The organism is Amycolatopsis sp. La24, from assembly GCF_029087445.1.
Lineage (GTDB): Bacteria > Actinomycetota > Actinomycetes > Mycobacteriales > Pseudonocardiaceae > Amycolatopsis > Amycolatopsis nivea.
This window is the reverse complement of the sequence record NZ_JARACH010000095.1, coordinates 1-24,444: the sequence shown is the minus strand read 5'-3', so window position 1 is coordinate 24,444 and position 24,444 is coordinate 1. Positions and strand designations below refer to the sequence as shown.

At 70.2% G+C, this 24,444-nt stretch carries 26 protein-coding genes; 13 read left to right on the top strand and 13 right to left on the bottom strand.

Annotation, left to right across the window (positions count from 1 at the left end; all coding sequences use genetic code 11):
- Window positions 1-363: 363 nt before the first annotated feature.
- The 3 genes from PUT80_RS43955 to PUT80_RS43945 all read left to right on the top strand — a co-directional run bounded on the left by PUT80_RS43955 (window position 364) and on the right by PUT80_RS43945 (window position 5,168).
- Window positions 364-1,320, top strand: a complete 957-nt coding sequence (locus tag PUT80_RS43955) for an RIO1 family regulatory kinase/ATPase (protein ID WP_037820360.1) — start codon at window positions 364-366, stop codon at window positions 1,318-1,320.
- Between the two features lie 320 nt (window positions 1,321-1,640).
- Window positions 1,641-3,350 carry a DEAD/DEAH box helicase gene (locus PUT80_RS43950; protein WP_275295671.1) on the top strand — a complete coding sequence of 570 codons (1,710 nt, stop codon included), beginning with the start codon at window positions 1,641-1,643 and terminating at the stop codon, window positions 3,348-3,350.
- 651 nt (window positions 3,351-4,001) lie between these two features.
- On the top strand, window positions 4,002-5,168 hold the full coding sequence (locus tag PUT80_RS43945) for an 8-amino-7-oxononanoate synthase (RefSeq protein ID WP_275295670.1): 1,167 nt from the start codon (window positions 4,002-4,004) through the stop codon (window positions 5,166-5,168).
- Here PUT80_RS43945 and PUT80_RS43940 read toward each other — a convergent pair.
- The gene (locus tag PUT80_RS43940; RefSeq protein WP_043830347.1) at window positions 5,165-5,596 is read right to left on the bottom strand and encodes a GNAT family N-acetyltransferase; all 432 of its coding nucleotides are present in this window, start codon (window positions 5,594-5,596) and stop codon (window positions 5,165-5,167) included. The two genes, PUT80_RS43945 and PUT80_RS43940, sit on opposite strands and share 4 nt — an antisense overlap.
- Window positions 5,597-5,616: 20 nt before the next feature.
- Window positions 5,617-6,435 carry a serine protease gene (locus PUT80_RS43935; RefSeq protein ID WP_275295669.1) on the bottom strand — a complete coding sequence of 273 codons (819 nt, stop codon included), beginning with the start codon at window positions 6,433-6,435 and terminating at the stop codon, window positions 5,617-5,619.
- A 172-nt stretch (window positions 6,436-6,607) separates the two neighbouring features.
- Between PUT80_RS43935 and PUT80_RS43930 the strand changes: the two genes are divergently transcribed.
- From PUT80_RS43930 to PUT80_RS43920, 3 genes are all read left to right on the top strand, one after another.
- Window positions 6,608-7,468 carry a M15 family metallopeptidase gene (locus PUT80_RS43930; protein ID WP_238607750.1) on the top strand — a complete coding sequence of 287 codons (861 nt, stop codon included), beginning with the start codon at window positions 6,608-6,610 and terminating at the stop codon, window positions 7,466-7,468.
- A 70-nt stretch (window positions 7,469-7,538) separates the two neighbouring features.
- The gene (locus PUT80_RS43925; protein ID WP_275295668.1) at window positions 7,539-8,933 is read left to right on the top strand and encodes a mycothione reductase; all 1,395 of its coding nucleotides are present in this window, start codon (window positions 7,539-7,541) and stop codon (window positions 8,931-8,933) included.
- Window positions 8,934-9,035: 102 nt separating this feature from the next.
- Complete coding sequence (locus PUT80_RS43920; protein WP_275295667.1) at window positions 9,036-9,293, top strand: hypothetical protein; 258 nt, start codon at window positions 9,036-9,038, stop codon at window positions 9,291-9,293.
- A gap of 7 nt (window positions 9,294-9,300) precedes the next feature.
- Here PUT80_RS43920 and PUT80_RS43915 read toward each other — a convergent pair whose 3' ends face one another.
- Both PUT80_RS43915 and PUT80_RS43910 read right to left on the bottom strand, forming a co-directional pair.
- Window positions 9,301-9,591, bottom strand: coding sequence for a hypothetical protein (locus PUT80_RS43915; protein ID WP_275295666.1), 291 nt, complete (start codon window positions 9,589-9,591; stop codon window positions 9,301-9,303).
- A gap of 86 nt (window positions 9,592-9,677) precedes the next feature.
- Window positions 9,678-10,922: an MFS transporter gene (locus PUT80_RS43910; protein ID WP_275295665.1), complete on the bottom strand. Its 1,245-nt coding sequence runs from the start codon at window positions 10,920-10,922 to the stop codon at window positions 9,678-9,680.
- Window positions 10,923-11,000: 78 nt separating this feature from the next.
- Here PUT80_RS43910 and PUT80_RS43905 point away from each other — a divergent pair, with 78 nt between their 5' ends.
- The gene (locus PUT80_RS43905; RefSeq protein WP_275295664.1) at window positions 11,001-11,675 is read left to right on the top strand and encodes a FadR/GntR family transcriptional regulator; all 675 of its coding nucleotides are present in this window, start codon (window positions 11,001-11,003) and stop codon (window positions 11,673-11,675) included.
- Here the strand turns inward: PUT80_RS43905 and PUT80_RS43900 are convergent, their stop codons facing one another.
- The 4 genes from PUT80_RS43900 to PUT80_RS43885 form a co-directional block, all read right to left on the bottom strand.
- A complete protein-coding gene (locus PUT80_RS43900) occupies window positions 11,676-12,116 on the bottom strand; it encodes a hypothetical protein (protein ID WP_275295663.1) in 441 nt (146 codons plus the stop codon). It lies immediately after the preceding gene.
- Between the two features lie 10 nt (window positions 12,117-12,126).
- Window positions 12,127-12,984, bottom strand: a complete 858-nt coding sequence (gene map / locus PUT80_RS43895; protein WP_037820338.1) for a type I methionyl aminopeptidase — start codon at window positions 12,982-12,984, stop codon at window positions 12,127-12,129.
- Between the two features lie 42 nt (window positions 12,985-13,026).
- Window positions 13,027-13,881, bottom strand: coding sequence for a GNAT family N-acetyltransferase (locus tag PUT80_RS43890; protein ID WP_037820337.1), 855 nt, complete (start codon window positions 13,879-13,881; stop codon window positions 13,027-13,029).
- Window positions 13,882-14,375: 494 nt separating this feature from the next.
- The gene (locus PUT80_RS43885) at window positions 14,376-15,701 is read right to left on the bottom strand and encodes a glycoside hydrolase family 27 protein (protein ID WP_275295662.1); all 1,326 of its coding nucleotides are present in this window, start codon (window positions 15,699-15,701) and stop codon (window positions 14,376-14,378) included.
- Window positions 15,702-15,936: 235 nt separating this feature from the next.
- Between PUT80_RS43885 and PUT80_RS43880 the strand changes: the two genes are divergently transcribed.
- The gene (locus tag PUT80_RS43880) at window positions 15,937-18,546 is read left to right on the top strand and encodes a fibronectin type III domain-containing protein (protein WP_275295661.1); all 2,610 of its coding nucleotides are present in this window, start codon (window positions 15,937-15,939) and stop codon (window positions 18,544-18,546) included.
- A 44-nt stretch (window positions 18,547-18,590) separates the two neighbouring features.
- Here PUT80_RS43880 and PUT80_RS43875 read toward each other — a convergent pair whose 3' ends face one another.
- A complete protein-coding gene (locus PUT80_RS43875) occupies window positions 18,591-19,526 on the bottom strand; it encodes a helix-turn-helix domain-containing protein (protein ID WP_275295660.1) in 936 nt (311 codons plus the stop codon).
- A gap of 71 nt (window positions 19,527-19,597) precedes the next feature.
- Between PUT80_RS43875 and PUT80_RS43870 the strand changes: the two genes are divergently transcribed.
- Complete coding sequence (locus tag PUT80_RS43870) at window positions 19,598-19,933, top strand: cupin domain-containing protein (RefSeq protein ID WP_275295659.1); 336 nt, start codon at window positions 19,598-19,600, stop codon at window positions 19,931-19,933.
- Here the strand turns inward: PUT80_RS43870 and PUT80_RS43865 are convergent.
- Complete coding sequence (locus PUT80_RS43865; RefSeq protein WP_043830372.1) at window positions 19,930-20,322, bottom strand: VOC family protein; 393 nt, start codon at window positions 20,320-20,322, stop codon at window positions 19,930-19,932. The two genes, PUT80_RS43870 and PUT80_RS43865, sit on opposite strands and share 4 nt — an antisense overlap.
- Window positions 20,319-21,143, bottom strand: coding sequence for an AraC family transcriptional regulator (locus PUT80_RS43860; protein WP_275295658.1), 825 nt, complete (start codon window positions 21,141-21,143; stop codon window positions 20,319-20,321). Before PUT80_RS43860 ends, PUT80_RS43865 begins: the two co-directional genes overlap by 4 nt.
- Before the next feature lie 74 nt (window positions 21,144-21,217).
- On the opposite strand from PUT80_RS43860, the gene PUT80_RS43855 reads away from it, so the two are divergent.
- The 3 genes from PUT80_RS43855 to PUT80_RS43845 are packed head-to-tail and all read left to right on the top strand — an operon-like array spanning window position 21,218 to window position 22,773.
- Window positions 21,218-21,472 (top strand): hypothetical protein, encoded by a 255-nt coding sequence (locus PUT80_RS43855; RefSeq protein WP_037820327.1) that lies wholly within the window; start codon window positions 21,218-21,220, stop codon window positions 21,470-21,472.
- A gap of 1 nt (window position 21,473) precedes the next feature.
- Window positions 21,474-22,496, top strand: a complete 1,023-nt coding sequence (locus tag PUT80_RS43850) for a DUF2891 domain-containing protein (protein WP_275295657.1) — start codon at window positions 21,474-21,476, stop codon at window positions 22,494-22,496.
- Between the two features lie 31 nt (window positions 22,497-22,527).
- Window positions 22,528-22,773: a hypothetical protein gene (locus PUT80_RS43845; protein WP_158714584.1), complete on the top strand. Its 246-nt coding sequence runs from the start codon at window positions 22,528-22,530 to the stop codon at window positions 22,771-22,773.
- On the opposite strand, the gene PUT80_RS43840 is transcribed toward PUT80_RS43845, so the two are convergent.
- Window positions 22,770-23,375 (bottom strand): TetR/AcrR family transcriptional regulator, encoded by a 606-nt coding sequence (locus PUT80_RS43840; protein ID WP_037820326.1) that lies wholly within the window; start codon window positions 23,373-23,375, stop codon window positions 22,770-22,772. The genes PUT80_RS43845 and PUT80_RS43840 overlap by 4 nt on opposite strands.
- An 89-nt stretch (window positions 23,376-23,464) precedes the next feature.
- On the opposite strand from PUT80_RS43840, the gene PUT80_RS43835 reads away from it, so the two are divergent.
- Window positions 23,465-23,935, top strand: a complete 471-nt coding sequence (locus tag PUT80_RS43835) for a nitroreductase/quinone reductase family protein (RefSeq protein ID WP_275295656.1) — start codon at window positions 23,465-23,467, stop codon at window positions 23,933-23,935.
- A gap of 51 nt (window positions 23,936-23,986) precedes the next feature.
- On the opposite strand, the gene PUT80_RS43830 is transcribed toward PUT80_RS43835, so the two are convergent.
- Window positions 23,987-24,444: flavodoxin-dependent (E)-4-hydroxy-3-methylbut-2-enyl-diphosphate synthase (locus PUT80_RS43830; protein ID WP_275295655.1), on the bottom strand; the 458-nt coding region annotated here is incomplete at its 5' end.

Genomic DNA, 24,444 nt, shown 5'->3' with positions numbered 1-24,444 from the left:
AAGCCCCGCCCCGCGCTCGCACGGCAGACGGGCGCGAAACAGTCCAGTCACGCGGCTCAACCAACGAGCCACCCCACCCCACCCACCCAAACGGAGTGATCCCCTAGACCAGTCCCGGAAACAACAACCAGAAGCCCCCAACGCCGCACTCGCGCGCCGAGCGGGCACGAAAAATAAATCAGTTGCGCGAGCGCGAGACGGTCGGCAAGGTAGTCGGCGTCCGGCGGGTTGCCGTCGGCTGCCGGAAGCAAGGGAGGTGCGTCGTGGAGTTTGTCCGGGCGCTGTCCTGCCCTCTTCCGCCCGCCCGCCTCGGCTAGAGCACGCGCTCGCCCGGTGGGCACCCTCATCTAGGAGAACCCACCAGTGCGCGAGCACGATTTCGACGAATTTTCCGACGCCTCCGACTACACCGACCGCCGGATGCGCCGTCGCCCCCGCTTCGACGACGGGCCTGCCCCCGCTCGCCGGGGACGGCTCACCGAAGCCGAGCGAGTCCGTCTCGCCCAGCTTCGCGAAGACGCCTACACCGAAACCGCACTGCCCGACGGCGCCGACCGATGGACCAACTGGGACGACGCCGACCAAGGTCCGCATCCGCGGCCCGATTGGGTGGTCACCGAACTCGCCGCGGTCGACACCGACCTGGGCGTGCTCAAGACCGGCAAGGAAGCCGACGTGCATCTGCTTCGCCGCAACCTTCCCGGAGAAGACGGAGTTCTGCTGGCAGCCAAGCGATACCGCTCAGACGAGCACAAGCTGTTCCACCGCGACGCGGGTTATCTCGAGGGCAGGCGGATGCGCCGGTCCCGCGAGATGCGGGCGATGGCCGGGCGCACCTCGTTCGGCCGCAACCTGATCGCCGAACAGTGGGCGGTGGCGGAGTTCGCCGTCCTCAGTCGCTTGTGGACGATCGGCGCGCCGGTGCCGTATCCGGTGCAGCGGCACGGCACCGAGATCCTGCTGGAGTTCCTCGGCGAGTCCGACGGCACCGCCGCGCCGCGGCTGGCTCAGCTGCGGCCCGGGCCGGACGAGCTGGCCGACCTGTGGGAGCAGGCCGTGTCGGCGCTGGAACTCCTGGCGGGGCAAGGACTCGCGCACGGCGACCTGTCCGCGTACAACCTCCTGGTGCACGAAGGCCACCTGATGGTGATCGACCTGCCCCAGGCGGTCGACGTGATCGCGAACCCGCGCGGCCGGGAATTCCTCGCCCGCGACGTCGCGAATCTCGCCGGCTGGTTCCACAGCCGCGGACTGTCCGAACAGGTCACCGGCACCGATGACCTGGTGCGGGAACTGGAAAACGCGGCCGGTCTCGGCTGAGTCCCCGGGCGGGGCCGCGGGTGTGCGACAGGCCACACCTGCGACCCCGCCCACAACCGTGCACCTGGGTGCGGGGCAACCGCTCTCTCTCAGGTAGAGTGTGTCAAGACCGCAACGGCGGCGTGGATGAGTTGGTGTCCGTCGCCTCCACAGTCCGCAGAAGGACTCGCGGCCATCCGAAGCAATTTCCGTCGGTGTGCCACGCCATGGCTCGGCACACCGGGTCCGTCCCTGTGAACGCCCATCGCCACACCATCTTGCCCTGCCTGCGCGCGGGCAGCCCGGGCCTCCTTGCGACGTGCCACGTCCGAGAGGCATTTGTGACGATCACGTACGACTCCGGCCAGTCCGCCCGCTCCCGAGCGGGCCGCCCCGAGCGCAAGCCGCGGCACCGGCCGGCCGGTGGAGACGTTCTCCACGACGACACGGTGGAAACCCCCGCCGTGAAGACCTTCGCCCAGCTGGGCCTGCCCGAGCCGCTGCTGCGGGCGCTTTCCGAGGCGGGCATCGACGCGCCGTTCCCGATCCAGTCCGCGACCATCCCGGACGCGCTGGCCGGCCGCGACGTGCTGGGCCGCGCCCAGACCGGCTCCGGCAAGACGCTGGCCTTCGGCCTGGCCATCCTGGCCCGGCTCGACGGCGGCAAGGCCCGCCCGAAGCGCCCCCGCGCGCTCGTGCTGGTGCCGACCCGCGAGCTGGCCATGCAGGTGGCCGACTCGCTGACGCCGCTCGCCAAGTCGCTCGGCCTGTGGTGCCGCACCGCGGTCGGCGGCATGTCCTTCGGCCGCCAGGCGGAGTCGCTCGCCCGCGGCGTCGACCTGCTGATCGCCACCCCGGGCCGGCTGTCGGACCACGTCCGCCAGGGCACCGCCTCGCTCGGTGACTGCAACTTCATCGCGCTCGACGAGGCCGACCAGATGGCCGACATGGGCTTCATGCCGCAGGTCCGCGAGATCATGGACCTCACCCCTCCGGGCGGGCAGCGGCTGCTGTTCTCCGCGACGCTCGACGGCGACGTCGACAAGCTGGTCCGGCAGTACCTGGCCGACCCGGTCACGCACTCGGTCGCGCCGTCGACCGCGAGCGTCACCACGATGGACCACCACCTGTTCCAGGTGTCGCACTCCGACAAGCAGGACATCATCACCCGGATCGGCGCCCGCGAGGGCCGCACGATCATGTTCGTGCGCACCAAGCACCACGTGGACCGGCTCACCGAGCGGCTGCGCGAAAGCGGCGTGCACGCGGTGGCCCTGCACGGCGGCAAGACCCAGGGCCAGCGCAACCGCGTTCTGTCCGACTTCAAGGAAGGCCACGCGGCGGTCCTGGTGGCCACCGACGTCGCCGCGCGCGGCATCCACGTCGACGACATCTCGCTGGTGCTGCACGTCGACCCGGCCGCGGACCACAAGGACTACCTGCACCGCGCCGGCCGCACGGCCCGGGCGGGCGCGTCCGGCATCGTCGTCACCCTGGTGACGCACGACCAGCGGCGCACCGTCCGCCGGATGACCGACCGGGCCGGCGTGCGCGCCGAGACCACGATGATCCGCACCCACGACGACGACCTGTCCCGCATCACCGGCGCCCGCGAGCCGAGCGGCGAGCCGGTCGTGGAGCGTCGCCGGGAGTCCCCGCGCCGCTCCGGCGGCCGAGGCTTCGGCGGCGACCGCGGCGGCTTCCGAGGCCCGCGTGAAGGCGGCGGCTACCGCGGCGGACGCGAAGGCGGCGGCTACCGCGGCTCGCGCGAAGACCGCGGCGGTTACGGCTCGCGCGAGGACCGCGGTCCCCGCGAAGGCGGCTACAACCGCGGCTCGAACGACGGCCGGGGCTCCCGCGAAGGCGGTTACGCCCGCGAGGGCGGCTACTCGCGCGAGGGTGGTCGCGAAGGCGGCTACGCCCGCGAAGGTGGTTACGGCTCCCGCGAGAACCGCGGCGGTGGCGGCTACAGCCGCAGCCGCCAGCAGTCCCGCTCCGGCGGCGGCTTCGGCCGCCCGAGCCGCGGCCCGCGCCGCGGCCACGACGCCTGATTGATCCCGGGAGAACGGCCCCGCTTCGGCGGGGCCGTTCTTCGTTTCCGGGCCGGATTCGCCTGCTGAACCAGGTCGCATGCCCCGGATCGAGCCTGGGCTCGGCGTCAGGCCGCGATGCCATAGCACCGCGACAGTGGCGCTTCGACGCAGCGGTCTTCTTTGAAGCAGGATCTTGCGCGCCAGCCAGCCCGCGCCCGAACCCCGACACGGCGGCCGTCGCTGAGCGGGGGGTCGCAGGCCAAACCACCCACCGCAGCCTGCACTCCGAGAGTCACAACCCGACAGGGCGGCCGTCGCTGAGCAGGTGCTCGCCTGCCGAACCACACCGCCAGCCCTCATCCCGACAGTCGCGCTCCGGCTGCTGAGCAGGGGTGCACGCCAGACAGCACCCCCGGAAAGCCCCAGCCGCCGACCATGGTCTCGACACTCAGCCAGTCCGCACCCGACAAAAGTGGCCATCGCCAAGCAGGGCCCTCGCCACCAGCCAGCCCGCACCCCGCCAGCCGCGCCCGCCACCCCGACCAGAGCCCGCGCCCACCACGCCCAACCCCGTCGCACCAGTCTGTTTCCGTTGCCCTGCCCCGCTTCCCGTCCGTCTGGAAGCGGGGGTGGGGAACGCGGCGCCCGGCCGGATGCGACACTGCCTCAGTGACTGACACTCCGCCGCTGCCGCCTGAGAACGTCTTCGACTGGATTGAAGCCGAAGGCCAGCGGCGGGCGGAAGCCGGTCTCTCGCGGCGGATGAATCCTCGGCCCGCGCAGCACTCCGTGCTCGACCTCGCTGGCAACGACTACCTCGGCCTCGCCCGCGACAAGCGCGTCGCCGGGGCGGCCGCCGCAGCCGCGTTGCGGTGGGGGGCCGGGGCGACTGGATCGCGTCTTCTCACCGGGTCCACCGAACTGCACGTCGAGCTCGAGCACGAGCTCGCCCGCTTCTGCGGGGCCCAGGCGGCGCTCGTCTTCTCCTCCGGATTCACTGCCAACCTCGGCGCGGTGACCGCCCTGTCCGGGGCCGAATCGGCGATTGTCACCGACAAATACGTCCACACGTCGCTGGTCGAAGGCTGTCGGCTGTCCCGCGCGGACATCGCGGCTGTCGAGCACTCGACTCCGTCGGCGATCAAGCACGCGCTGGCCACCCGACGCAAACCGCGGGCGATTGTGGTTACTGACTCGGTGTTTTCCGCTGACGGTGAGGTCGCGCCGCTGGGCGAACTCGCCGAGATCTGTCGTGCGCACAGTGCTGCGTTGGTCGTCAACGACGCGCACGGGTTCGGTGTCCTCGGCGAAGGCGGACGGGGCGCGGTGAGCGCTGCGGGATTGTCGTCGGCGCCGGACGTCGTCACCACGCTCACGCTTTCCAACGCCTTGGGTGCGCAAGGCGGCGCAGTGGTCGGTCCGCGCCGTGTGATCCGGCATCTCGTCGACACGGCTCGCAGCTTCATCTTCGACACGGCTCTCGCGCCGGCCAGTGCCGCTGCCGCGCTGACGGCGTTGCAGGTGCTCAAGTCCGAACCGGAGCTGCCGGCGAAGGTCATCGAGAACGCCGGGAACCTGGCGATGAGCCTGAAGCACGCCGGTCTGCCGGTCGATCTTCCGGAGGCTGCCGTGGTCGCGGTGCGGACGCCGTCGCCGCAAGCTGCGAGCGCGTGGGCGGAAGCCTGTGCGGAGCAAGGGATTCAGGTCGGCTGCTTCCGCCCGCCCGCGGTGCCGGACGGCGTTTCCCGGCTGCGGCTTACCGCCCGCGCGGATCTGTCCGAGGCGGACATCGACCGGGCGGTGAAGGTGATCGCCGCGACCGCGCCTCGCGGTTAAGCCGGGCGGCGCATGGTGATGTGCGGGATCCCGTCCTCGAGGAATTCCTCGCCCTCAGCCACGAAACCGAACCGCGCGTAAAGCTGCTGCGCATAGGTCTGCGCGTCCAGTACGAACGCGCCGGTCGCCCCGTCCAGCGCAGCCGCCATCAGTTGCGCCGCCAAACCCTGGCCGCGGGCTGACTTCGCCGTCACCACTCGGCCGATGCGCCGTCCGCCGCTCGGCTCGGCCAGGACGCGCAGGCACGCGAGAACCTCGGTATCGGAGGCCACCCAGAAATGCTCCGTCTCCGGAAGCAGATCGAGCCCGTCGATGTCGGCGTACACGCAGTCTTGTTCCACCACGAACACGTCCGACCGCAGCCGGAGAATCGCGTAAAGGTCGGCCGCGGCGAGGTCGGGCCCGGCGGCGCGGTGCAGAGTCGTCACGCCGCCTTGCTTAACACAGCTCAGCCGAGCAGCCGCGCCTGGGACTGGGCCGCGATGTCGTCGGAGAACTGCGAAACCCGCGTGTACACCCCGGGCTTGCCCGGTTTTCCGCAGCCGTCGCCGAAGGACACGATGCCGATCAGGGTGTCGCCCTCGACGAGCGGGCCGCCGGAGTCCCCCTGGCAGGCGTCCTGGCCGCCCTGCGGGTAGCCGGCGCACACCATGCTCGACGGGTCGTAGGTGTCGTAGGCCGTCTTGCACGTGGAGTCGCTGACCAGCGGCACCTGGGCGCTGCGCAGCACGTCCGACCGCTCCCCGCCTTCGGACAGCCGTCCCCAGCCGAGCACGGTCGCCTGCGTGCCTTCCGCGTACAGCGACTGGTCGCTCTTGTCCGCGACCTTCGCCGCGCGGTAGGGCAGCCGTCCGCGCACGGTGAGGACCGCGATGTCGTCGCCTCTCGTCGGGTCGCTGTAGTCCGGGTTCACCCAGACCCGCGAGACGCCGAGTTCCACGCCGTCGCTGCTCCGCTTGTCCTGGCGGCCCGCGACCACGTGGACCGACGACTTCGGCAGGGCTTTCGCGCAGTGCGCGGCGGTCGCCACCGCGGACGGGCTCACGATCACCGCGCCGCAGAACTGCGAGCCGCTCTGGTCGGTGAGGTAGACCGCGTACGGATGGTCGGCCAGCGAAGCCTCGCTGCCGCCGACGATCCGGGGCTGCGCGTGCGAACCCGGGTCGGACGGCGTCGCCGCCCAGGCCGAGCCGACCGGGACCGCGATCGCGGCGGCGAGCAGCGAGCCCGCCGCGAGCAGGACCGGACGACGGAACTTCGCGGGCATGGGCTTTCCCTTCATCGGCACTACGACGGCACAGCCTGGACGCGCACGGGAATCAACCGGCTCCGGCGCGTGCACACACGGCCGCGATTACCCTAAACGGGCCAAGCCCAAAACGGTGTCACTGGAACGGGTGGAGTCTCTATACACCGAGCGCATTCGCTTAGCTGGGGGCATGCGACGGAAAACAGCCGCGACGGCCGGCGCGCTGACGCTCTTTCTGCTGGCCGGATGTGCCACCAGCACCCCCGCGGCTCCCCCGCCGAGCCCGTTGAGCGCGCCGTCGGCACCGCCCAGTCCGACACTTCCGGCAACTCGGACAGCGACGAGCGCGCCCGCCGTCACCTGGCAGGTGGGTGCTCATCCGCTGCCGCGCCGCCCGGACGGCTTCGGCGAGATCCGGCCGACTCCACCCGAACTGGTGAACCGTTCGCTGCCGACCCAGGACTTCCTCCCGCCGCCGTCCGGCACGACGTACACCTCGAAGATCGCCGACGTCCCCGACGCCGTGCTCAAGCGCAGCACCTGGCAGGCCGCCTGTCCGGTGTCGTCGGCCGACCTCCGGTACGTCACGCTTTCCTTCTGGGGCTTCGACCATCGCACGCACACCGGCGAACTCCTGGTGAACAAGGACGCGGCTCCAGGGGTGGTCAAGGCGTTCGGCGAGCTGTACGCGCAGCAGTTCCCCATCGAGGAAATGCGCATCACCTCCCCCGCCGAACTCGACGCCCCGCCGACCGGCGACGGCAACGACACCAGCGCGTTCGTCTGCCGTCCGGTGCGCGGGCAGAAGAACTGGTCCGCGCACGCGTACGGGCTCGCGGTGGACGTCAATCCGTTCTGCAACCCCTACACCAAGGACGACCTCGTCCTCCCCGAACTGGCGTCCGCCTACGTCGACCGCGCGAACGTGCGGCCGGGGATGGTCACCGCGGGCGGCCCGGTCGTGCGCGCGTTCGCCGCGGCGGGCTGGCAGTGGGGCGGGGCGTGGAAGTCGCCGGTCGACCGGATGCATTTCACAGCCAACGGCGAGTGAGCCGGGAACACCGGGGCGGGCATCCGGGGTTGACTAGGCTGGCAGCAGACCGCTTTCGGGAAGGACCGCCGTGCCGCACTACGACCTGGTGATCATCGGGACCGGATCGGGAAACTCGATCCTCGGGCCGGAGTTCGCCGACCTCCGGACGGCCATCGTCGAGAAAGGCGTGTTCGGCGGGACCTGCCTGAACGTCGGCTGCATCCCGACGAAGATGTTCGTCTACGCCGCCGACGTCGCCGCGACGCCCGCGCACAGCTCGCGCTTCGGCGTGGACGAGGAGCTCACCGCGGTGCGCTGGCCGGACATCCGCGACCGGATCTTCGGCCGGATCGACCCGATCGCCGAGGGCGGCGCGGAGTACCGCGAGAACCACGAGGACAACCGCAACGTCGACGTCTACCGCGGCGAAGGCCGGTTCACCGGCATGAAGGAGCTGCGGGTCAGCTTCGCCGACGGCCGTCCGGACGAGGTCGTCACCGCGGACCGGTTCGTGCTCGCCGCGGGCGGGCGGCCGGTGATCCCGGACGTGCCGGGGCTGGCCGAAACCGGCTACTACACCTCCGACACGGTCATGCGGCTCGACACGCTGCCGGAGCGGATCGTCATCCTCGGCGGCGGATACATCGCGGCGGAGTTCGCGCACGTCTTCGCGTCGTTCGGCGTCGCGGTCACGATGGTGAACCGTTCCGGCGCGCTGCTGCGCCAGGAGGACGCGGACGTCAGCGCCCGGTTCACCGAACTGGCTTCGCAGCGGTTCGACGTCCGGCTGGACCGCAAGACGGTTCGCGCGCGCAGCACGGACAACGGGGTCGCGCTGGATCTCGAAGGACCGCAGGGCGCGGAGACCGTCGAGGCCGACCTGATCCTGGTCGCCACCGGCCGCAAGCCGAACTCGGATCTGCTCGACGTGGCTGCCACCGGCGTCGCCACCACCGAACGCGGGCACGTCGCGGTGGACGACTACCAGCAGACGTCCGTCGAAGGCATCTACGCGCTCGGGGACATCTCGTCGCCGCTGGAGCTGAAGCACGTCGCGAACCACGAAGCCCGCGTGGTGCAGCACAATCTGGCGCACCCGGACGACCGCATCAAGGCCGACCACCGGTTCGTGCCGCACGCGGTGTTCACCTCGCCGCAGGTGGCGTCGGTCGGGCTGACCGAGGCGCAGGCGACCGAGCGCGGACTGTCCTTTGTGGTCTCGAAGCAGGACTACGCGGGCATCGCCTACGGCTGGGCGATGGAGGACACCTCCGGTTTCGCGAAGCTGCTGGCCGATCCGGCGACCGGGCAGCTGCTGGGCGCGCACATCATCGGCCCGCAGGCGTCGACGGTGATCCAGCCGCTGATCCAGGCGATGAGCTTCGGCCTCGACGCGCGGTCGATGGCGCGCGGGCAGTACTGGATCCACCCGGCGATGCCGGAACTGGTGGAGAACGCGCTGCTGAATCTGCCGCTGGACTGACTCCGGGGATACCCAGAGTTGATCACCCGGGGCGGGGATTCCCGAATCGGGTAACAAGGATGTCGCGTTGTTACTGTTCTCCGCGGAGGTGCGGGGACTGACATGACCGACATGATCGCCGGGGAAATCGTTGCGGCCACGGAGAATCTGGCCGCTCGCTGGACCGACGTGACGGATCTCGAGCTGGTGTTCGCCGTGCGGCGGGCCGAGCTCGGGACGACAGCCGCGACGCTCGCGTTGCTGGAGGAGCTTCGGGCGATGCCGTCCGAACGGGCCGCGGAATGCCTCGCGGTCGCGGTGGCCGCGCTGGACGACGTCCGGCGCACTGGCCAGCTGCCCGAGGCGGCGCTGGCGAGCTAAGAGAGGTTCAGCTGCGCGGCGGATCCGACCCGCGCAGCTGAGCCTCGAAGCTTTCGTCCCGGCGGCGCAGGACGTCGCGGATCGCCAGAAAGACAGGCGCGACAATGAGAAACACGCTGAGACCGAACATGACGGCCACGATGAAGGCGTTTTGATCCCACTGGTCGGCGACGGTCGCGGTCTTCCCGCTGTCCACCCATTGGCAGCGCACCTCCGGCGAGGGCTGGCACTTCGGCTTCCAGCTCACGAAAAAGACGTCGATGGTGAACCACATCAGCGCGACCCCGGCGACGGCCATCAGGCACAAGAAGACCGCTCGGCTCACTATGCCGCTCCGTCGTGGCCGCGCCGTTATGTCCTCAACGTGACACAGTCACGCCAGCCTCACACGAAACGGCGCCGCCCGGACAGCGCACCGAAGATCATCTGCGTCACCATCACCACGAGCAGCACGATCAACGACACCGTCCAGCTGCCCGTCGCGTCGTGCAGCAGGCCGAACACGAACGGCCCCACCGCGGCCAGCAGGTAACCGAAGCCCTGCGCCATACCCGACAGCCGCGCCGTCTCCGCGCCGGTCCGGGCTCGCAGCGCGATCACCGTCAGGGCCAGCGAGAACACGCTCATCCCGATGCCGAGCAGGATGCTCCACAGCAGCGGCGAGAACGCGGGCGCGATGACGAGGCCCAGCATGCCGGCCGCGCCGAAGACGCCCATGCCGACGATCCACGGGCTCTGGCTCTTCTGCCGCGCCGCGATCGGCGGGATCACCAGGCTGATCGGCACCGCGATCACCGAGATCAGGCCGAGCAGCAGACCGGCGTCGGCCTTGCTGACGCCCGAGTCGATGAACACCTGCGGCAGCCAGCCCATCACGACGTAGGCGATGAACGACTGCAGGCCGAAGAAGATCGTGACGATCCACGCGAGCGGGCTGCGCATCAGCGACCGGGCGGGAGCGGAGCCCGCGGCCGGACGCGGCGGACGGCCGGTGCCGCGCGAAGCGATCAGCCATGCCACCAACGCGATCGCCGAGAGAACGCCCCAGCTGCCGAGCGCGGCGCGCCAGTCGCCGAGGGCCGATTCCAGCGGCGGGCTCAGCGCGGAACCCGCCGCGCCGCCGCCCTGCAGCGCCGCGGTGTAGACGCCGGTCATGAGCCCGACGCGAGCCGGGAACGAATCCTTGATGACCACCGGGATCAGCACGTTGACCAGCGCGATTCCCGCGGTCGCGACGAGCGTGCCGCCGAGCACGACGTACGGTCCGTCGAGCACCCGCACCGCGAGGCCCGCGGTCAGCACCGCCAGCGCGAGACCGATCGCCGGGCCGATGCCCAGGCGGCGCGACAGCACGGGCGCGGCCAATCCGGCACCGGCGAAACAGAGGCCGGGCAGGGTCGTGAGGATGCTCGCCCACACCGCGGACGCGCCGAGGCTGCCGCGCATTTCCGCGAGCAGCGGACCGACGCTCGTGATCGCCGGCCGCAGGTTCATCGCCGTCAGCACCACCGCGACCGCGAGCAGCACGCCGCCCGCCACCACGCCCGGACGGCGACCGGCGGGCACCTCCTCCTCGAGGCTGCCTTCCAGTTCGAGCTCGAGCCGGTCGGAATAGGTGGCGGTGGACACGGCTGCAGCGTCTCGGGAGTCGGCGGGCATGTGCGCTACTATTCCATACGTAGGATGATTGGATGAAGGGATCAGGCTGTGCCGTTGGCCACCACCCGCCGCGCCGGACTCGTCGACCAGGTCATCGATCAGCTGCGCGAGGCGGTCACCGCGGGCGAATGGCCGATCGGGCACCGGATCCCGACCGAGCCGGAGCTGTCCGCGCAGCTGGGCGTCGGGCGCAACACGGTCCGCGAGGCCGTGCGCGCGCTGGCGCACACCGGGATCCTGGAAGTCCGCCAGGGTGACGGCACGTACGTACGCGCGACGAGCGAGGTGTCCGGCGCGATCCGCCGCCTGTGCGGGACGGAACTGCGCGAGGTGCTGCACGTCCGGCGGCTGCTGGAGGTCGAGGGCGCCCGGCTGGCCGCGACCGCGCGCACCGAGGAAGACCTGGCTGAGCTGCGCGTCCTGCTCAACCGGCGCGACACGGACTGGGACGAGGGCCGCCTCGACGATTTCGCCCGCAGCGACGCGGAATTCCACCAGGTCGTGGTCCGGTGCGGGCACAACGGGCTGCTGCTGGAGCTCTACCGCGGCCTGATGGAGGCGATCACCGCGAGCGTGGCGTCCACTTCGGACAATCCGGAGCACGCGGAGATGATCCGGCACCGGGAACTGGTGGACGCGATCGAGGCTCGCGACGCCGACCGGGCTGCCGAGGAGGCGGCTGGGTTCCTGGACGAGCTGATCGCGCGGGCCGAGGGTTTGTGATCAGTCGTTCCGCGCTGGGCCGAGGATGGTGGAGAGCGCTCTGATCAAGCGCTTCGCGCCGCGGCGCGTCCGTTCGTCCGCGTCCTCTTCCAGCGCCTGGCACTCCCGCAGCGCTGCGTCCCGTTCGGTGTCGTACGCCGTGAACACATCGTCCACCGCGGTATGAATCCAGTCGTCCTGGTTCTGGTCGGCGTCGGCAAGAGCGGCGGCAACCACGGCAAGCCCGGCCGAGTCGTGACGGCGGAGCAAAGCCTCCGCCGTCTCGCGAGTGACAAACGTGTTGTCCGCGTCGAGCACGAGTCCCAGCAGCGGCCCCTTGGCCTCCGGCATCTCGGCGAAGCTGGCAAGGGCGCGACCGGCGTCCGCTCGGTCGAGATAGCCGGGGCTTTCCGACAGCCGAATCAGGGCCGCCACCGCGGCGCGTCTCGCGTCGTTGTTCACGACGGCATTCTCACGGAAGCGTCAGGATCTCCGCGCCGTCAGCAGTCACCACGAGGGTGTGCTCGAACTGCGCCGTCCACTTCTTGTCCTTCGTGGTGACCGTCCAGTCGTCGGCCCACAGGTCGTAGTCGATGGTGCCGAGCGTGATCATCGGCTCGATCGTGAAGGTCATGCCCTCTTCGATCAGCGTCTGCACCGAGGGCTCCTCGTAGTGCAGCACCGTCGGCGCGGTGTGGAACGCCGGGCCGACGCCGTGGCCGGTGAAGTCGCGGACCACGCCGTAGCCGAAGCGCTTCGCGTACGCCTCGATCACGCGGCCGATCACGTTGAGCTGCCGGCCCGGGCGGACCGCCTTGATCGCGCGTGCGGTCGCCTCTCGGGTGCGCTCGACCAGGAGCCGCACCTCCTCGGAGACGTCGCCGGCGAGGAACGTCGCGTTGGTGTCGCCGTGCACGCCGCCGATGAAGGCCGTCACGTCGATGTTGCAGATGTCGCCGTCCTCGATCACGGTCGAGTCCGGGATGCCGTGGCAGATCACCTCGTTCAGCGAGGTGCAGCACGACTTCGGGTAGCCGCGGTAGCCGAGCGTGGACGGGTACGCGCGGTGGTCGAGCAGGAACTCGTGCACGACCTTGTCGATGTCGTCGGTGGTCGCGCCCGGCTTGACCGCCTTGCCGCCCTCCTCGAGCGCCTGCGCGGCGATCTTCGACGCGACCCGCATCGCCTCGATGACCTCGGGCGTGCGCACTCCGTTGCCGGTGTCCCGTTTCGGCGCCGGCCGGTCCACGTACTCGGGACGGGCGATGTCGGCGGGGACGGCACGGCGCGGCGTCTGGACGCCGGGCTTCAACGGGGCGCGAACGGACATGTCCCCCAGCCTACGACCTCGCCCGGCCGCGGCGCAGCCAGCTCAGAACAGCACCGTCGCGTACTGGCCGACCTGCTGGAACCCGATCCGCCGGTATGCCGCCAGAGCGGGCGCGTTGAACCCGTTCACGTACAGGCTCGCGGTCCGGCCGAGGCCGTGGACCAGGCGGTTCACCACCGCCGCGGTGCCCGCGGTGCCGAGCCCGCCGCCGCGCCGGTCCGGGTGCACCCACACGCCCTGGATCTGGCCGACTCGCGCGGACATCGCGCCGATCTCGGCCTTGAACACGACCTCGCCGTCCTCGAACCGGGCGAACGCGCGGCCGGTGGAGATCAGCTCGCTGACCCGGGCGCGGTAGCTGGCCCCGCCGTCGCCCGCGCGCGGGTCGACGCCGACCTCCTCGATGAACATCGCGACGGCTGCGGGGAGGTAGCGGTCCAGTTCGTGCGGCCGGACGGTGCGGACCTGCGGGTCGGCGGGCACCAGCGGGTCGCCTTCGAGGGCCATCAGCGGCTGGTCGCCGCGCACCTCGCGGGCCGGGCCCCATTCCGAGGACAGCTCGTCCCACAACCCGAGCACCTGCGGGGCGGGACCGACGAGCGAGGAACAGGTGCGCTGGCGGCGCAGCGCCCGGTCGGCGAAGGACCGGAGCGCCGAAGCGTTGCCGCGCAACGGGATCAGGTTGGGCCCGGCGAAGCACAGCCCGGTGAGCCGTCCGGCGCGCACCGGACGGGCGTCGGCCGCCCACAGCTCGCCACCAAGACGCCACGGGTCGAGACCGGCCGCCTCGACCCGGGCGCTGACCATGCAGCTGCCCACCGGGTCGGCGGCGAGTGCAGCGCGCACCGCCGGATAGTCCCGATCATCGAGCAGCCGTGCACCTGCAAGCCGCAACACGGGGTCCAGAGTGCCAGATGAACCGGGTGAACGGAACGCGAGCCGGCCGACACGCTGAGATGAACGGCCCTCGCACCCGAACGGCGGCGCCCCGGCGGGCTCCGCCACCGACCGTGCCCGAATCCGCGGAAGAGGGCTCCGGAGGCACCCCGCCCGGGTGCCCCCGGAGCTTCCCCGGGGATCCGTGAAGGGCTCCCCGAGGGAATCAGATTCCGTGAAGGAGCCCTCCACGGACATCCGGGCACGGCAAGGTCCGTGGGGGCCACCCTCACGGACGCAGATTCCCGCAGGGTTCCCCTCACGACGACGCCTGCGGGCCGTGAAGGGCCCCTTCCCGGACTTGGATTCCCGCAAGGAGCCCTTCACGGACGCCCGGGCACGGCAAGGTCCGTGAGGGCCGCCCTCACTGACGCAGATTCCCGCAGGGTTCCCCTCACGACCCGCAGCCGGTCGTGAAGGAGCCCTTCACGGACGGCGGCCGCCGCGTGCGGAGCTCAGTGATGCCGCGGGACCAGGTGCAGCAGCCGCGAAGCGTGCGGCGCGAGCGTCGCGGTGAGGCTGTCCCGGCTCACGCCCAGGTTCCGGTGCGTCCACAGATCCCGCACCGCCGCCGGGCCGCGCAGACCCAGGTCCTGCCAGGACGCGGTCACCGGGGCCTCCGTCGAGCCCAGGTTGAACAGCGCGACCGTCACTCCGCCGCGGCCGTCGGAGCTGAACCACACCTGCTGCTGGGTCGCCTGCGAAACCGGACGCGCCGCCCGTCCCGCCTGGTCGACGGCCAGCACCTCGCGGTTGGTGAGCAGCTTCAGGTCGTCCGGGTCGAGTTTGGTCAGGTCGGTGCCGAGCAGCAGCGGCGACGCCTCGATCGCCCACAGCGTCATGACGCTCTGCCGTTCGTCCGGGGTGATGCCGTTCGCATCGCCGTTGCCGATCTCGATGGAGTCCAGGTCGTTCCAGTGACCGGGGCCCGCGAAGCCAGTCCACTTGGGAGCGTCGGCGAAGCGCAGCTTGACCCGCACGTCCCAGTTCGTGAGGCCGACGCAGTGCGAGTAGCACTCGATGTCGCCCTCGATCCGCCACCCGTTGCTGTAGCGCTGCCAGGTCGCGGCCTCGGCGATGCTGAGCGAGTTCGACAGTTCCAAGTGGATCGGACGGCCGGTGGCCTGGATCGCCGCGTGCCACTGCCGGATGTCCTCGCGGTTGTCCGCCGGGATATTGCCCCCGCCGGGTCCGACGAAGTCCATCTTGATGTAGTCGACGCCCCATGACGCCAGCTGCCTCGCCTGCGAGCGGACGTACGCGGCCGCGCCGGGCTTGCTGAAGTCGAGTTTCGCGGATTTGTCGTCCGCGGTGTTGCCCGCGCCCGCCATGACGATGTCGTGCACCCGGTACGGCGTGCCCTCGATCGGCGAATCGGCCGCGACCGCTTGCGCCGGGACGCCGGGCACCAGGTAGATGCCGAATTTCAGGCCGCGCTGGTGCAGGTACCGGGCCAGCGACGCGATGCCGTTGGGGAACTTCTTCGGGTCCGGCGCGACGCGGCCGAACTCGTCGACGTGGTCGTTCCAGCCCGCGTCGATGTTGATGTAGCGGTAGCCGTACGCGGCGAGCCGGTCGTGCATGACGTCGGCCTGCGCCTTGATCGTTTCCTCGGTGAACTTACGGCGCAGCGCGCTCCAGCTGCTCCAGCCCATCGGCGGCGTTCTCGCCACCGGCGTCCAGGATTCGATCGACTGGCTGTCCGCGGCGGCTGTTCCCGCCAGCGCTCCGGCCAGCACCGCCACCGCCGCGGCCAGCACACCGATCCGACTTCGCTTCATCGCGACCACCTCTCCCGGGGATCGCTTCGTTGTACAAGCGGCGCGGTGGCAGCAGCAATGATTCATCGGATCACTGACCGCTAGGCGGGACGGAACCCGCCGACCGGATCAACCCTGTTCACCACCGTGAATGCTGGGAATATCCGTCGGAGACCTCTCGACACGATCGCGAATAGATCCTATCTTTCTTGCGGCGCGCCCCAGCGTCGTTCACTGGCGAACACGGAGGTCCCGGATGAAGTTCAGACCAGCGCGCACCCTCGGGCTCGCGGTCGCGGCGCTGACCGCGACCGCGCTGCTGCCCGCCGGTGCGGCGGCCGCGTGGCCGGGCAGCCAGGACGTGTACGTCTCGCCGTGGGGCAACGATTCCGGCTCCGGGGCCGTCTGGTCGCCGGTGCGCACGCTCCCCCGCGCCCAGCAGCTCGTCCGGCAACGCGCCGCGCACCTGAACTCCGACCTGACCGTGCACGTCGCCTCCGGCACCTACCGGCTCGACAAACCGCTCGAACTCGACGCCTCCGATTCCGGCACGAACGGCCACCGGGTCGTCTGGCAGGGCTCGCCGGGCACCGTGGTCAGCGGCGGCAAGCAGGTCACCGGCTGGCATCCGGTCGCCGGACGCCCCGGCCTCTACTCCGCGCCCGCGCCCGCCGGACTGGACAACACTCGCCAGCTGTACGTCGACGGCGTCCGCGCGCAGCGAGCGTCCGGACGGCTTCCGGTCACGGTGAAGGCGACTGACACCGGGTACACCGCGTCCGCGGACACCATGGCGCACTGGCGGAACCCGAGCGACCTCGAACTGGTGTACACCAGCGGCGAGGAGCTGTGGAACGTCGAGCGCAACGGCCTGGGCCAGTGGACCGAGCCGCGCTGCCCGGTCGCCTCGGCGCAGGGCACGACGATCACCATGGCGCAGCCGTGCTGGGACAACTCGACCCGGCGCGTGATGTTCGCCGACATCCCCGGCCGTTCGGTCAACATGGTCGGCCCGGGCGATCTCACCAACGGACGGCAACCGTCCTATGTGGAGAATGCGTTCGAGCTGCTGGACACGCCGGGCGAGTGGTACCTCGACCGCTCCGCGCACACCGTGTACTACCTGCCGCGCAAGGGCGAGAACCTGCACTGGGCCGACGTCGAGATGCCCGCGCTGGAGAAGCTCGTGGACGGTCGCGGCACCGCCGAAGCGCCGATCCACGACATCTCGTTCCGCGGCATCCAGTTCTCCTACGCGACCTGGCTCGAACCGTCGTCGCCGGAAGGCTTCTCCGAAATCCAGGCCGGCTACCGGATCACCGGCGAGCGCGGCTGGGCCACGCAAGGTCTCTGCCAGTTCACGCCCGGCGGCACGTGCCCGTACGCGGACTGGACGAAGGAACCCGGCAACGTCTCGATGTCGCACGGGCACCGGCTCGAATTCCGGGACGCTGTGTTCGCGCACCTCGGCGCGGCCGGGCTCGATCTCGGCGAGGGCGCGCAGGACAGCAGCGTGTCCGACAGCGTGTTCACCGACATCTCCGGCAACGGCGTCGAAATCGGCGGCGTCAGCAAGCCGACCGCCGCCGGCGCGGACCTGACGGCGCGGGTCAAGGTGACCAACAACCACCTGTACGGCATGCCGCGCGAATTCACCGGCGGGGTGCCGATCGTCAACGGGTACTCGCAGGACAATGTCGTGTCGCACAACCAGATCGACCACGTCGCGTACTCCGGCATCTCGATGGGCTGGGGCGGCTGGCCGGACAAGATCAAGCAGGCCGCGACGCCGAACGTCTCGCGCAACAACGTGGTGTCGGACAACCTGATCCACGACTACATGCTTTCCCTCGACGACGGCGGCGGCATCTACACCCAGGGCATCACCGGCCCGTCGCAGGCCGAGGGCGAGAAGGTGACCGGGAACGTCATCTACGACCAGTGGGGCCTCGGCAAGTCGGTCTACACCGACAACGGCTGCACCTACGAAACCGTTTCCGGCAACGTGCTTTACCACGCGGCGTACGCCAACGTGGCCTCCACGCACGTCGACTACCGCGACTCGCTCGGCAACAACGACCCGACCGTCATCTCCGGAAACTACTGGGAGCAGGGCGATCCGGACGGCGACAAGAAGGGCGTCATCACCTCGGGCAACCACCTGCTGAACAACCCGGCCGCCGCGCCTAAGTCCATTGTGGACAACGCGGGGATCGAACCGGGCCACCGCTCGGTGCTGAACCGCCGGATCGACGGCGCGTCCGCTCCGCAGGCCCCGACGCGGATCGGCACCTTCTCGGTGTCCGGCCAGCTGTACGCGACCTGGAACCCGACTGTCGCGGAAAACGGTGCGCCGGTGCAGGATTACCTGCTGACCGCGTCGGACGGCAAGCACAGTGTCACGAGTTCGGTGTCTGCCAAGGACTTCGCGCGCACCGGGTACACGGTGATCCCGAAGCTGACTGACGGCCAGACCTACACGGTCACGGTGGCGGCGCGCAACCGGTACGGGGTTGGCCTGCCGTCGCTGCCTTCGGCACCGGTCACCGCCGCGCAGCCGGGCACCCAGCTCGCTGCTGTTCCGACCAAGGCGAAGGCGCTGCCGAGCACCGACGCGGCGAGCATCCACTGGACGCCGCCGGCGGAAACCGGGTCGACCCCGGTGATCGGCTACCGGATCACCGTGTCCGACGGCCGCACCATCGAGGTCACCGGACGCGACACGATCGTCAGCCAGCCCACCCAGAAGGGCCTGACCCGTGTCGTGGACGGGCTGAAGTCCGGCACCGCGTACACGTTCACCATCGCCGCCGTGACCGGAAACGGCGTCGGCCCCGCGGTGACGGTGCAAGCCACCACCGCGTAACCGGTGATCGGCGCGTACCGGACCTCCCTGCCGGTGCGCGCCGATCACCCTATCCGGAAAGCCCTTCGATAAGCCCCCGGCGTCGTTCCCACCTGTGCCCGGAACCGACGCCGCAAGTTCACCGCCGACGCCAGGCCGACTCGCACCGCGATCGCGTCCACCGGCAGATCGGTCTCCTCCAGCAGCCGCCGCGCCTCGGCCACCCGCCGCGACAACAGCCACGCACCCGGGCTCGTCCCGAGCTGATCAGCGAACCGGCGAGCCAGCGTCCGCGGGGAAATCCGCAAGCGGGCAGCCAAATCCTCCACCGACAGCGGTGTGCCCAACTGCTCCCCCGCCCAGTCGAGCAGCCCGTCCAACGTGTTCGCGGACGCTTGCGGCGGCGCGTACTGCACTTGCCCGCCCTCGCGATGCGTCGGCATCACCATGTGCCGCGAGACGAGCGCCGCGTGCGCCGCTCCGTGGTCCTGGCGGACCAGGTGCAGGCACAGGTCGATGCCCGCTCCTGCACCCGCGCTGGTAGCGACGTCGCCGTGGTCCACGTACAGCACGTCCGGTTCCACCTGCACCGCCGGGAAATCCCGACGCAGCTGTTCGGCGCGCGCCCAGTGCGTTGTCGCCGTTCTTCCGTCCAGCAGTCCGGTCTGCGCGAGCGCGAAGACGCCCGAGCAGATCGTGACCAGCCGCGCGCCTCGTTCGTGCGCGCTCAGCAACGCCCGGCGCACCTTCGGGGAAAGCGGCGTCTCGACCGGGAGCCAGCCGGGGATCAGTACCGTGTCGGCCGTGGCGAGCTTGGAGAGCCCGTTGGACACGTGCATCGCATACCCGGCCGACGTCGGCACCGGGCCGGGATTCTCGGTGCACACCTCGAATTCGTAGTACTGCGGCACGCCGTCTCTCGGCGTGCCGAACACTTCGGCGCCGCAGCCGAGTTCGAACGTCGACTGCACCGGCCGGACGAGGGCGACCACACGATGCATGGCAAGAAAGTACCCGATGACGTCTTTCCTGACACTGTCCCGCGCGGGCACGGGAAGCCAAGCTCGGTCTCATGCACTCCGAAATCCTTGCCCAGCCGGGCTACACGTCGGTCCCGGCCGGCGAAGCCCCGGTGAGGGACCTGTTCCCCGGCATCCGTCTCCGCCCGCTGTGGAAGGGCGAAAACGGCGCGCACGCCAACGTGGTCGAGTTCGATCCCGGCAGCACGTGGCCCGAACGCGACGTGCACGAGCCCGGTCCCGAAGAGGTCTTTGTCGTGTCCGGCACCTTCAACGACGGCGCCCGCGACTACCCGGCCGGCACGTTCATCCACGCCCCGGCGGGTTCGTGGCACGTCCCGGCTTCGGCGACCGGCTGCACGCTGTTCGTCTTCTATCCCGAGGGCTAAGCGCCGCGGTAACTCCCGATCGTCCAGGCGTTCCCCTCGGGGTCGCGGACGGTGAACGTGTGCGAGCCGTAGTCGGTGTCGTGCAGCTCCAGGCTGATTTCGGCACCGGCTTCGCGCACGCGGGCGTAGATCTCGTCGACGCGGTCCGAGACCACGTACACCGCGCTGGCGCCGGGTTTCATCTCGTCGTGCACGCCGTCGGCTGGGCCGCCGCAGCTGCCGAGCATCACGGCACCGCCTTCGGGCCAGCGGAGTTCGGCGTGCGCGACGCCGTTTTCTCCGGGCACCACGAGGGTCTCTTCGAAGCCTAGGACGTCAGTGAGGAAACGGATCGCGCCGCGCGCGTCGTTGTAACGGAAGGCGGGCCAGACAGTCGGTTGCGGAGTCATGCCACCGATTCTGCGGCGGCGGTCTTCGACTCGTCTTGGAGAAACGGGAGCTCCTCAGCCATCCACGTCCGCGGCGAACACCCCGCCAGCGCGCGCCACTCGTTCGAGAAGTGCGCCTGGTCGTAATACCCTGCGGCATAAGCGATCCCAGCCAGATCGCGATGCCCGGTGCGCAGCAACCGCACCGCCCGCTCGAATCGCAGTACGCGGGCCGCCTGTTTCGGGGCCAATCCCAGCTCTGCGCGGAACCGCTCCCCCAGATGACGGCGGCTCCAGCCGACCTCGTTCGCCAGCTCGCCGACCCGCAACAGCCCGCCGCTGCGGCGCAGCTCGTGCCACGCGCGGTCCAGCTCCGGCGGTTGTTCGGTGCGCTCGACCGCCCGCGCGGCCAGCACCTCGTCGAGGATCGCGAACCGGGTGCGCCAGTCGTCCGCCGCGGCCAGCCGGTCCGGCAAACGGGCGAGGTCGCCGCCGAAGTCGGCCAGGTCGGTTACCCGGCCGGTCAGCTCCGCGGCGGTGACGCCCAGCAGCGTCCGCGCCCCCAGCGGGTCCAGCTCCAGCTGCACCCCGCGCTGCACCCGGTCCTGCGTGATCAGCGCGGGTTCGGTGTGCAGGCCGCCGACCACGCTCTGCAGCGCTCCCGCCCCGGCCAGCCCGGCGTACCGGATCGGGTCTTCGAGGCTGATCACGAGCGTGATGTGCCGCGAGGGCAGCCCGCGGTGCACCTCGAGGGTGACGTTCTCCTGCGCGTACCCGACGTAGCGCGTGACCAGGCCCCGCAACACCGGATGCGGCGGACGGGCGGCCCAGCTGTGACTCACGCGACCAGGCTAGCCCCGATCCGGGCGAATTCTGCTACCACGGGAGAGCGGTCCCCACGATGAGGAGAAGCCCGATGACGATCCAGGAACAGGCGCAGCAGCTCGAACTGCTCGCCGACCAGGTGCCGACCGGAATCGCCCTCGCCACCAAGGGCGAACTGGAAGACCTGCAGGCCCAGGTGCTCGGCCTGCTCGGCGAAACCGGCTCCGCGACCGCCATCCAGGGTTCGGTGCAGATCGCGATCCGGCAGATCGACGAGGTCGCGGCTTCGCTGGAGAACGTCCGGATCCAGATCCGCGAAGCCGCCCAACATCACCTGCGCGGCTGACATGGTCGCGCACGCCGGCGAGTTGGCGGAAGTCGCGCTGGCCAATGTCGTACGCGAGTATCCGCACTACGAGAGCCACTGGCGCCTCGACGATACTCCCGTCCCGGCGATCCGGGAGCTGCACCCGTGCTTCTACGGCAGCTTCGACTGGCATTCGTGCGTGGAAATGTTCTGGGTGCTGGTGCATCTACTGCGCCGATACCCGACGCTCGTCCCGGCCGACGAGATCCGCGCCGTGCTGAATGCGCACCTGACTGAGCCCGCGTTGGCTGCCGAAGCCGCCTACTTCGCGCCGGAGCAGCACCGCACGACCCAGCGTCCGTATGGCTGGTCGATCCTGCTGGCGCTGACGTTCGAGACCGCCACCTGGGACGACCCGGACGCCGCGCGCTGGTCCGCGGCGCTGCAACCGTTGAGCAGGCTTTTCGTGACCCGCTTCCTCGACTGGCTGCCGAAGGTCACGTACCCGATTCGGTACGGTCTGCACGAGAACGGCGCTTTCGGACTCTCTCGTGCGCTTCCCTACGCTCGGCACCTGGCCTCCCGGGGCGAGCCGCAGCTGTTGCAGGTCCTCACCGAAACGGCGTGGCGCTGGTTCGGGGAGGACCGCGACTACCCCGGGGCTTGGGAGCCGTCCGGTGCTGATTTCCTCAGCCCCGCCCTGGCCGAAGCCGAGCTGATGAGCCAGCTGGTACCCGATTTCGGTGCCTGGCTGGAGGGTTTCCTGCCGGGGATCGGCGAGCGGAACCCGGCGGCGCTCTTCACCCCGGCGGTGGTGACCGACGCTTCCGACGGGTTGATCGCCCATCTGCACGGGCTCAACCTCCACCGCGCGTGGTGCTGGCAACGGATCGCAGCGGCGTTGCCGGAGGGAGACGGCCGGATCGCGGTGATTGAGGCGGCTTCGCGCGAGCATGCGGAGGCTGGGCTGCCGCAGGTGGCGGAGGGGCCGTATGCGGTGGAGCATTTCTTGGCTTACTACGCGCTGCTTCTGCTGAGCGACGCCGAAGCGGGGAAGGCCTGAAGTAGTGTCGGATCCATGGTTATCCATCGAAGTGCTGGACGGAGAATCCTCCGCGAGCGATTGGCGGAGCACCTACTCCGACGTGTTGCTCAAAGCCGCGATCGTCGACCGCGCCGTGCGATGGTCCTGGCGGACGCACGAACGCGGCGTCGTCTTCGAGATCGCCTTCAGAACCGAGGCGATCCGCGACGAATTCTGCGCCCAGCCGTCTGTCAGGACAGCGCTCGCCGCCGTGCCGGATCCGCGCCACGGGCTCACGATCACCCCCGGCGGCTAGCTTTCCGGCAACGGCTCCCGATGCTCCGCCCGCAATCCGTCGAGGGAAACCCGCAGCAGCCGGTTCCACATGTGCGGTCGGCAAGCGTCCGTGAACTGCGCCGCGTACCCCAGCGAGATCAGCAGCAGCACCAGATCATCCGTAGTCACCCCGGGCCGCAGCAACTCCTCCGCGCGCGCCCGTAGCTCCTCCAGAACCGCACGGAGTTGCGGGATCCCCGTCGGGTCGGGGTCCGTCCACGTCAGCGCGAAGCTCTCCATGATCGCGCGGTGCCGGGCGCAGCCGGACAACGCCTGCCGATAGAAATCGGTCAGCGCGGCCCACGGGTCGTCCGCCTCGATGGCTGCCTGCCGCGCGGACTCGGCCCACCGGGAGAAGTCCTGGTCCAGGACCGTCCGGACGAGGTCTTCCTTCTTCGGGAAATGCCGGTACAGCGTCCCCATGCCGACCCCGCTGCGCCGGGCGATCTCGCGGACGTCGACGGCGGCTCCCTGCTCCGCCATCACCTCGGCGGCGGCTTCGACGATCGCCTCCCGGTTGCGGATCGCGTCCGCACGGAGGGCGCGACGACGGGTGGGAGTCTGCGGGTCAGCCACGGCCATGTGCCGAGCATACTCGCTTACCCGGAGCACATGCTCCGCCTAGTGTGCTACTTTGCGGAGCAAGTGCTCCGCCTAGTGAAGGAGATGCCGTGCCCACCCTCGACGACTGGAATGTCCGGATTCTCGCCGAATTCCGGGAGAACGCCGGGTACGTCGCCTGGAGCAGTCCGGAGCAATTCGCCGCGGGCCGGCCAGTTCCGCCGTATCTGCCGGGGTTTCCGGAAAAGGGGATGCCGCTGATCCTCGTGCACCACATCGGGGCGAAAACCGGGAAAGCGCGGATCAGCCCGCTGTTCTACCAGCCGGTCGGCGACAACTGGGCGGTCTTCGGCACGCACGGCGGCAGTCCGCGCGACCCCGCGTGGTACCGCAATCTCATGGCGAATCCGCGGACGGTCATCGAGGCGGGCGCGGAGGAAATCCCGGTCGAAGCACGGCTGACCGCCGGGGAGGAACGCGCCAAGATCTGGGCGGACCAGATCGCGCAGGTCCCGAAATTCGCCGAGTTCGAGGCCGCTTCCGGGCGGCAGGTACCGGTCGTCCTGCTGGAACGCCGCTGAAAAATAAAGGGCTCCCTGACCGAAGCCGGGGAGCCCTTTCGCAGGGAAAACTCAGCCGACGGTGACGCTCGGCGCGCCCTCGCCGATCGACTCGCCGGATTCCTCGGCGATGCGCATGGCTTCTTCGATGAGGGTTTCCACGATGGCGTGTTCGGGCACGGTCTTGATGACTTCGCCCTTGACGAAGATCTGGCCTTTGCCGTTGCCGGAGGCGACGCCGAGGTCGGCTTCGCGGGCTTCGCCGGGGCCGTTGACGACGCAGCCCATGACCGCGACGCGCAGCGGGATTTCCATGCCTTCCAGGCCTGCGGTGACCTGGTCGGCGAGGGTGTAGACGTCGACCTGGGCGCGTCCGCACGACGGGCAGGACACGATCTCGAGCTTGCGGGGGCGCAGGTTGAGCGACTGCAGGATCTGGGTGCCGACCTTGACCTCTTCGACCGGCGGGGCGGACAGGGAGACCCGGATGGTGTCGCCGATGCCCTGGCGCAGCAGCGCGCCGAACGCGA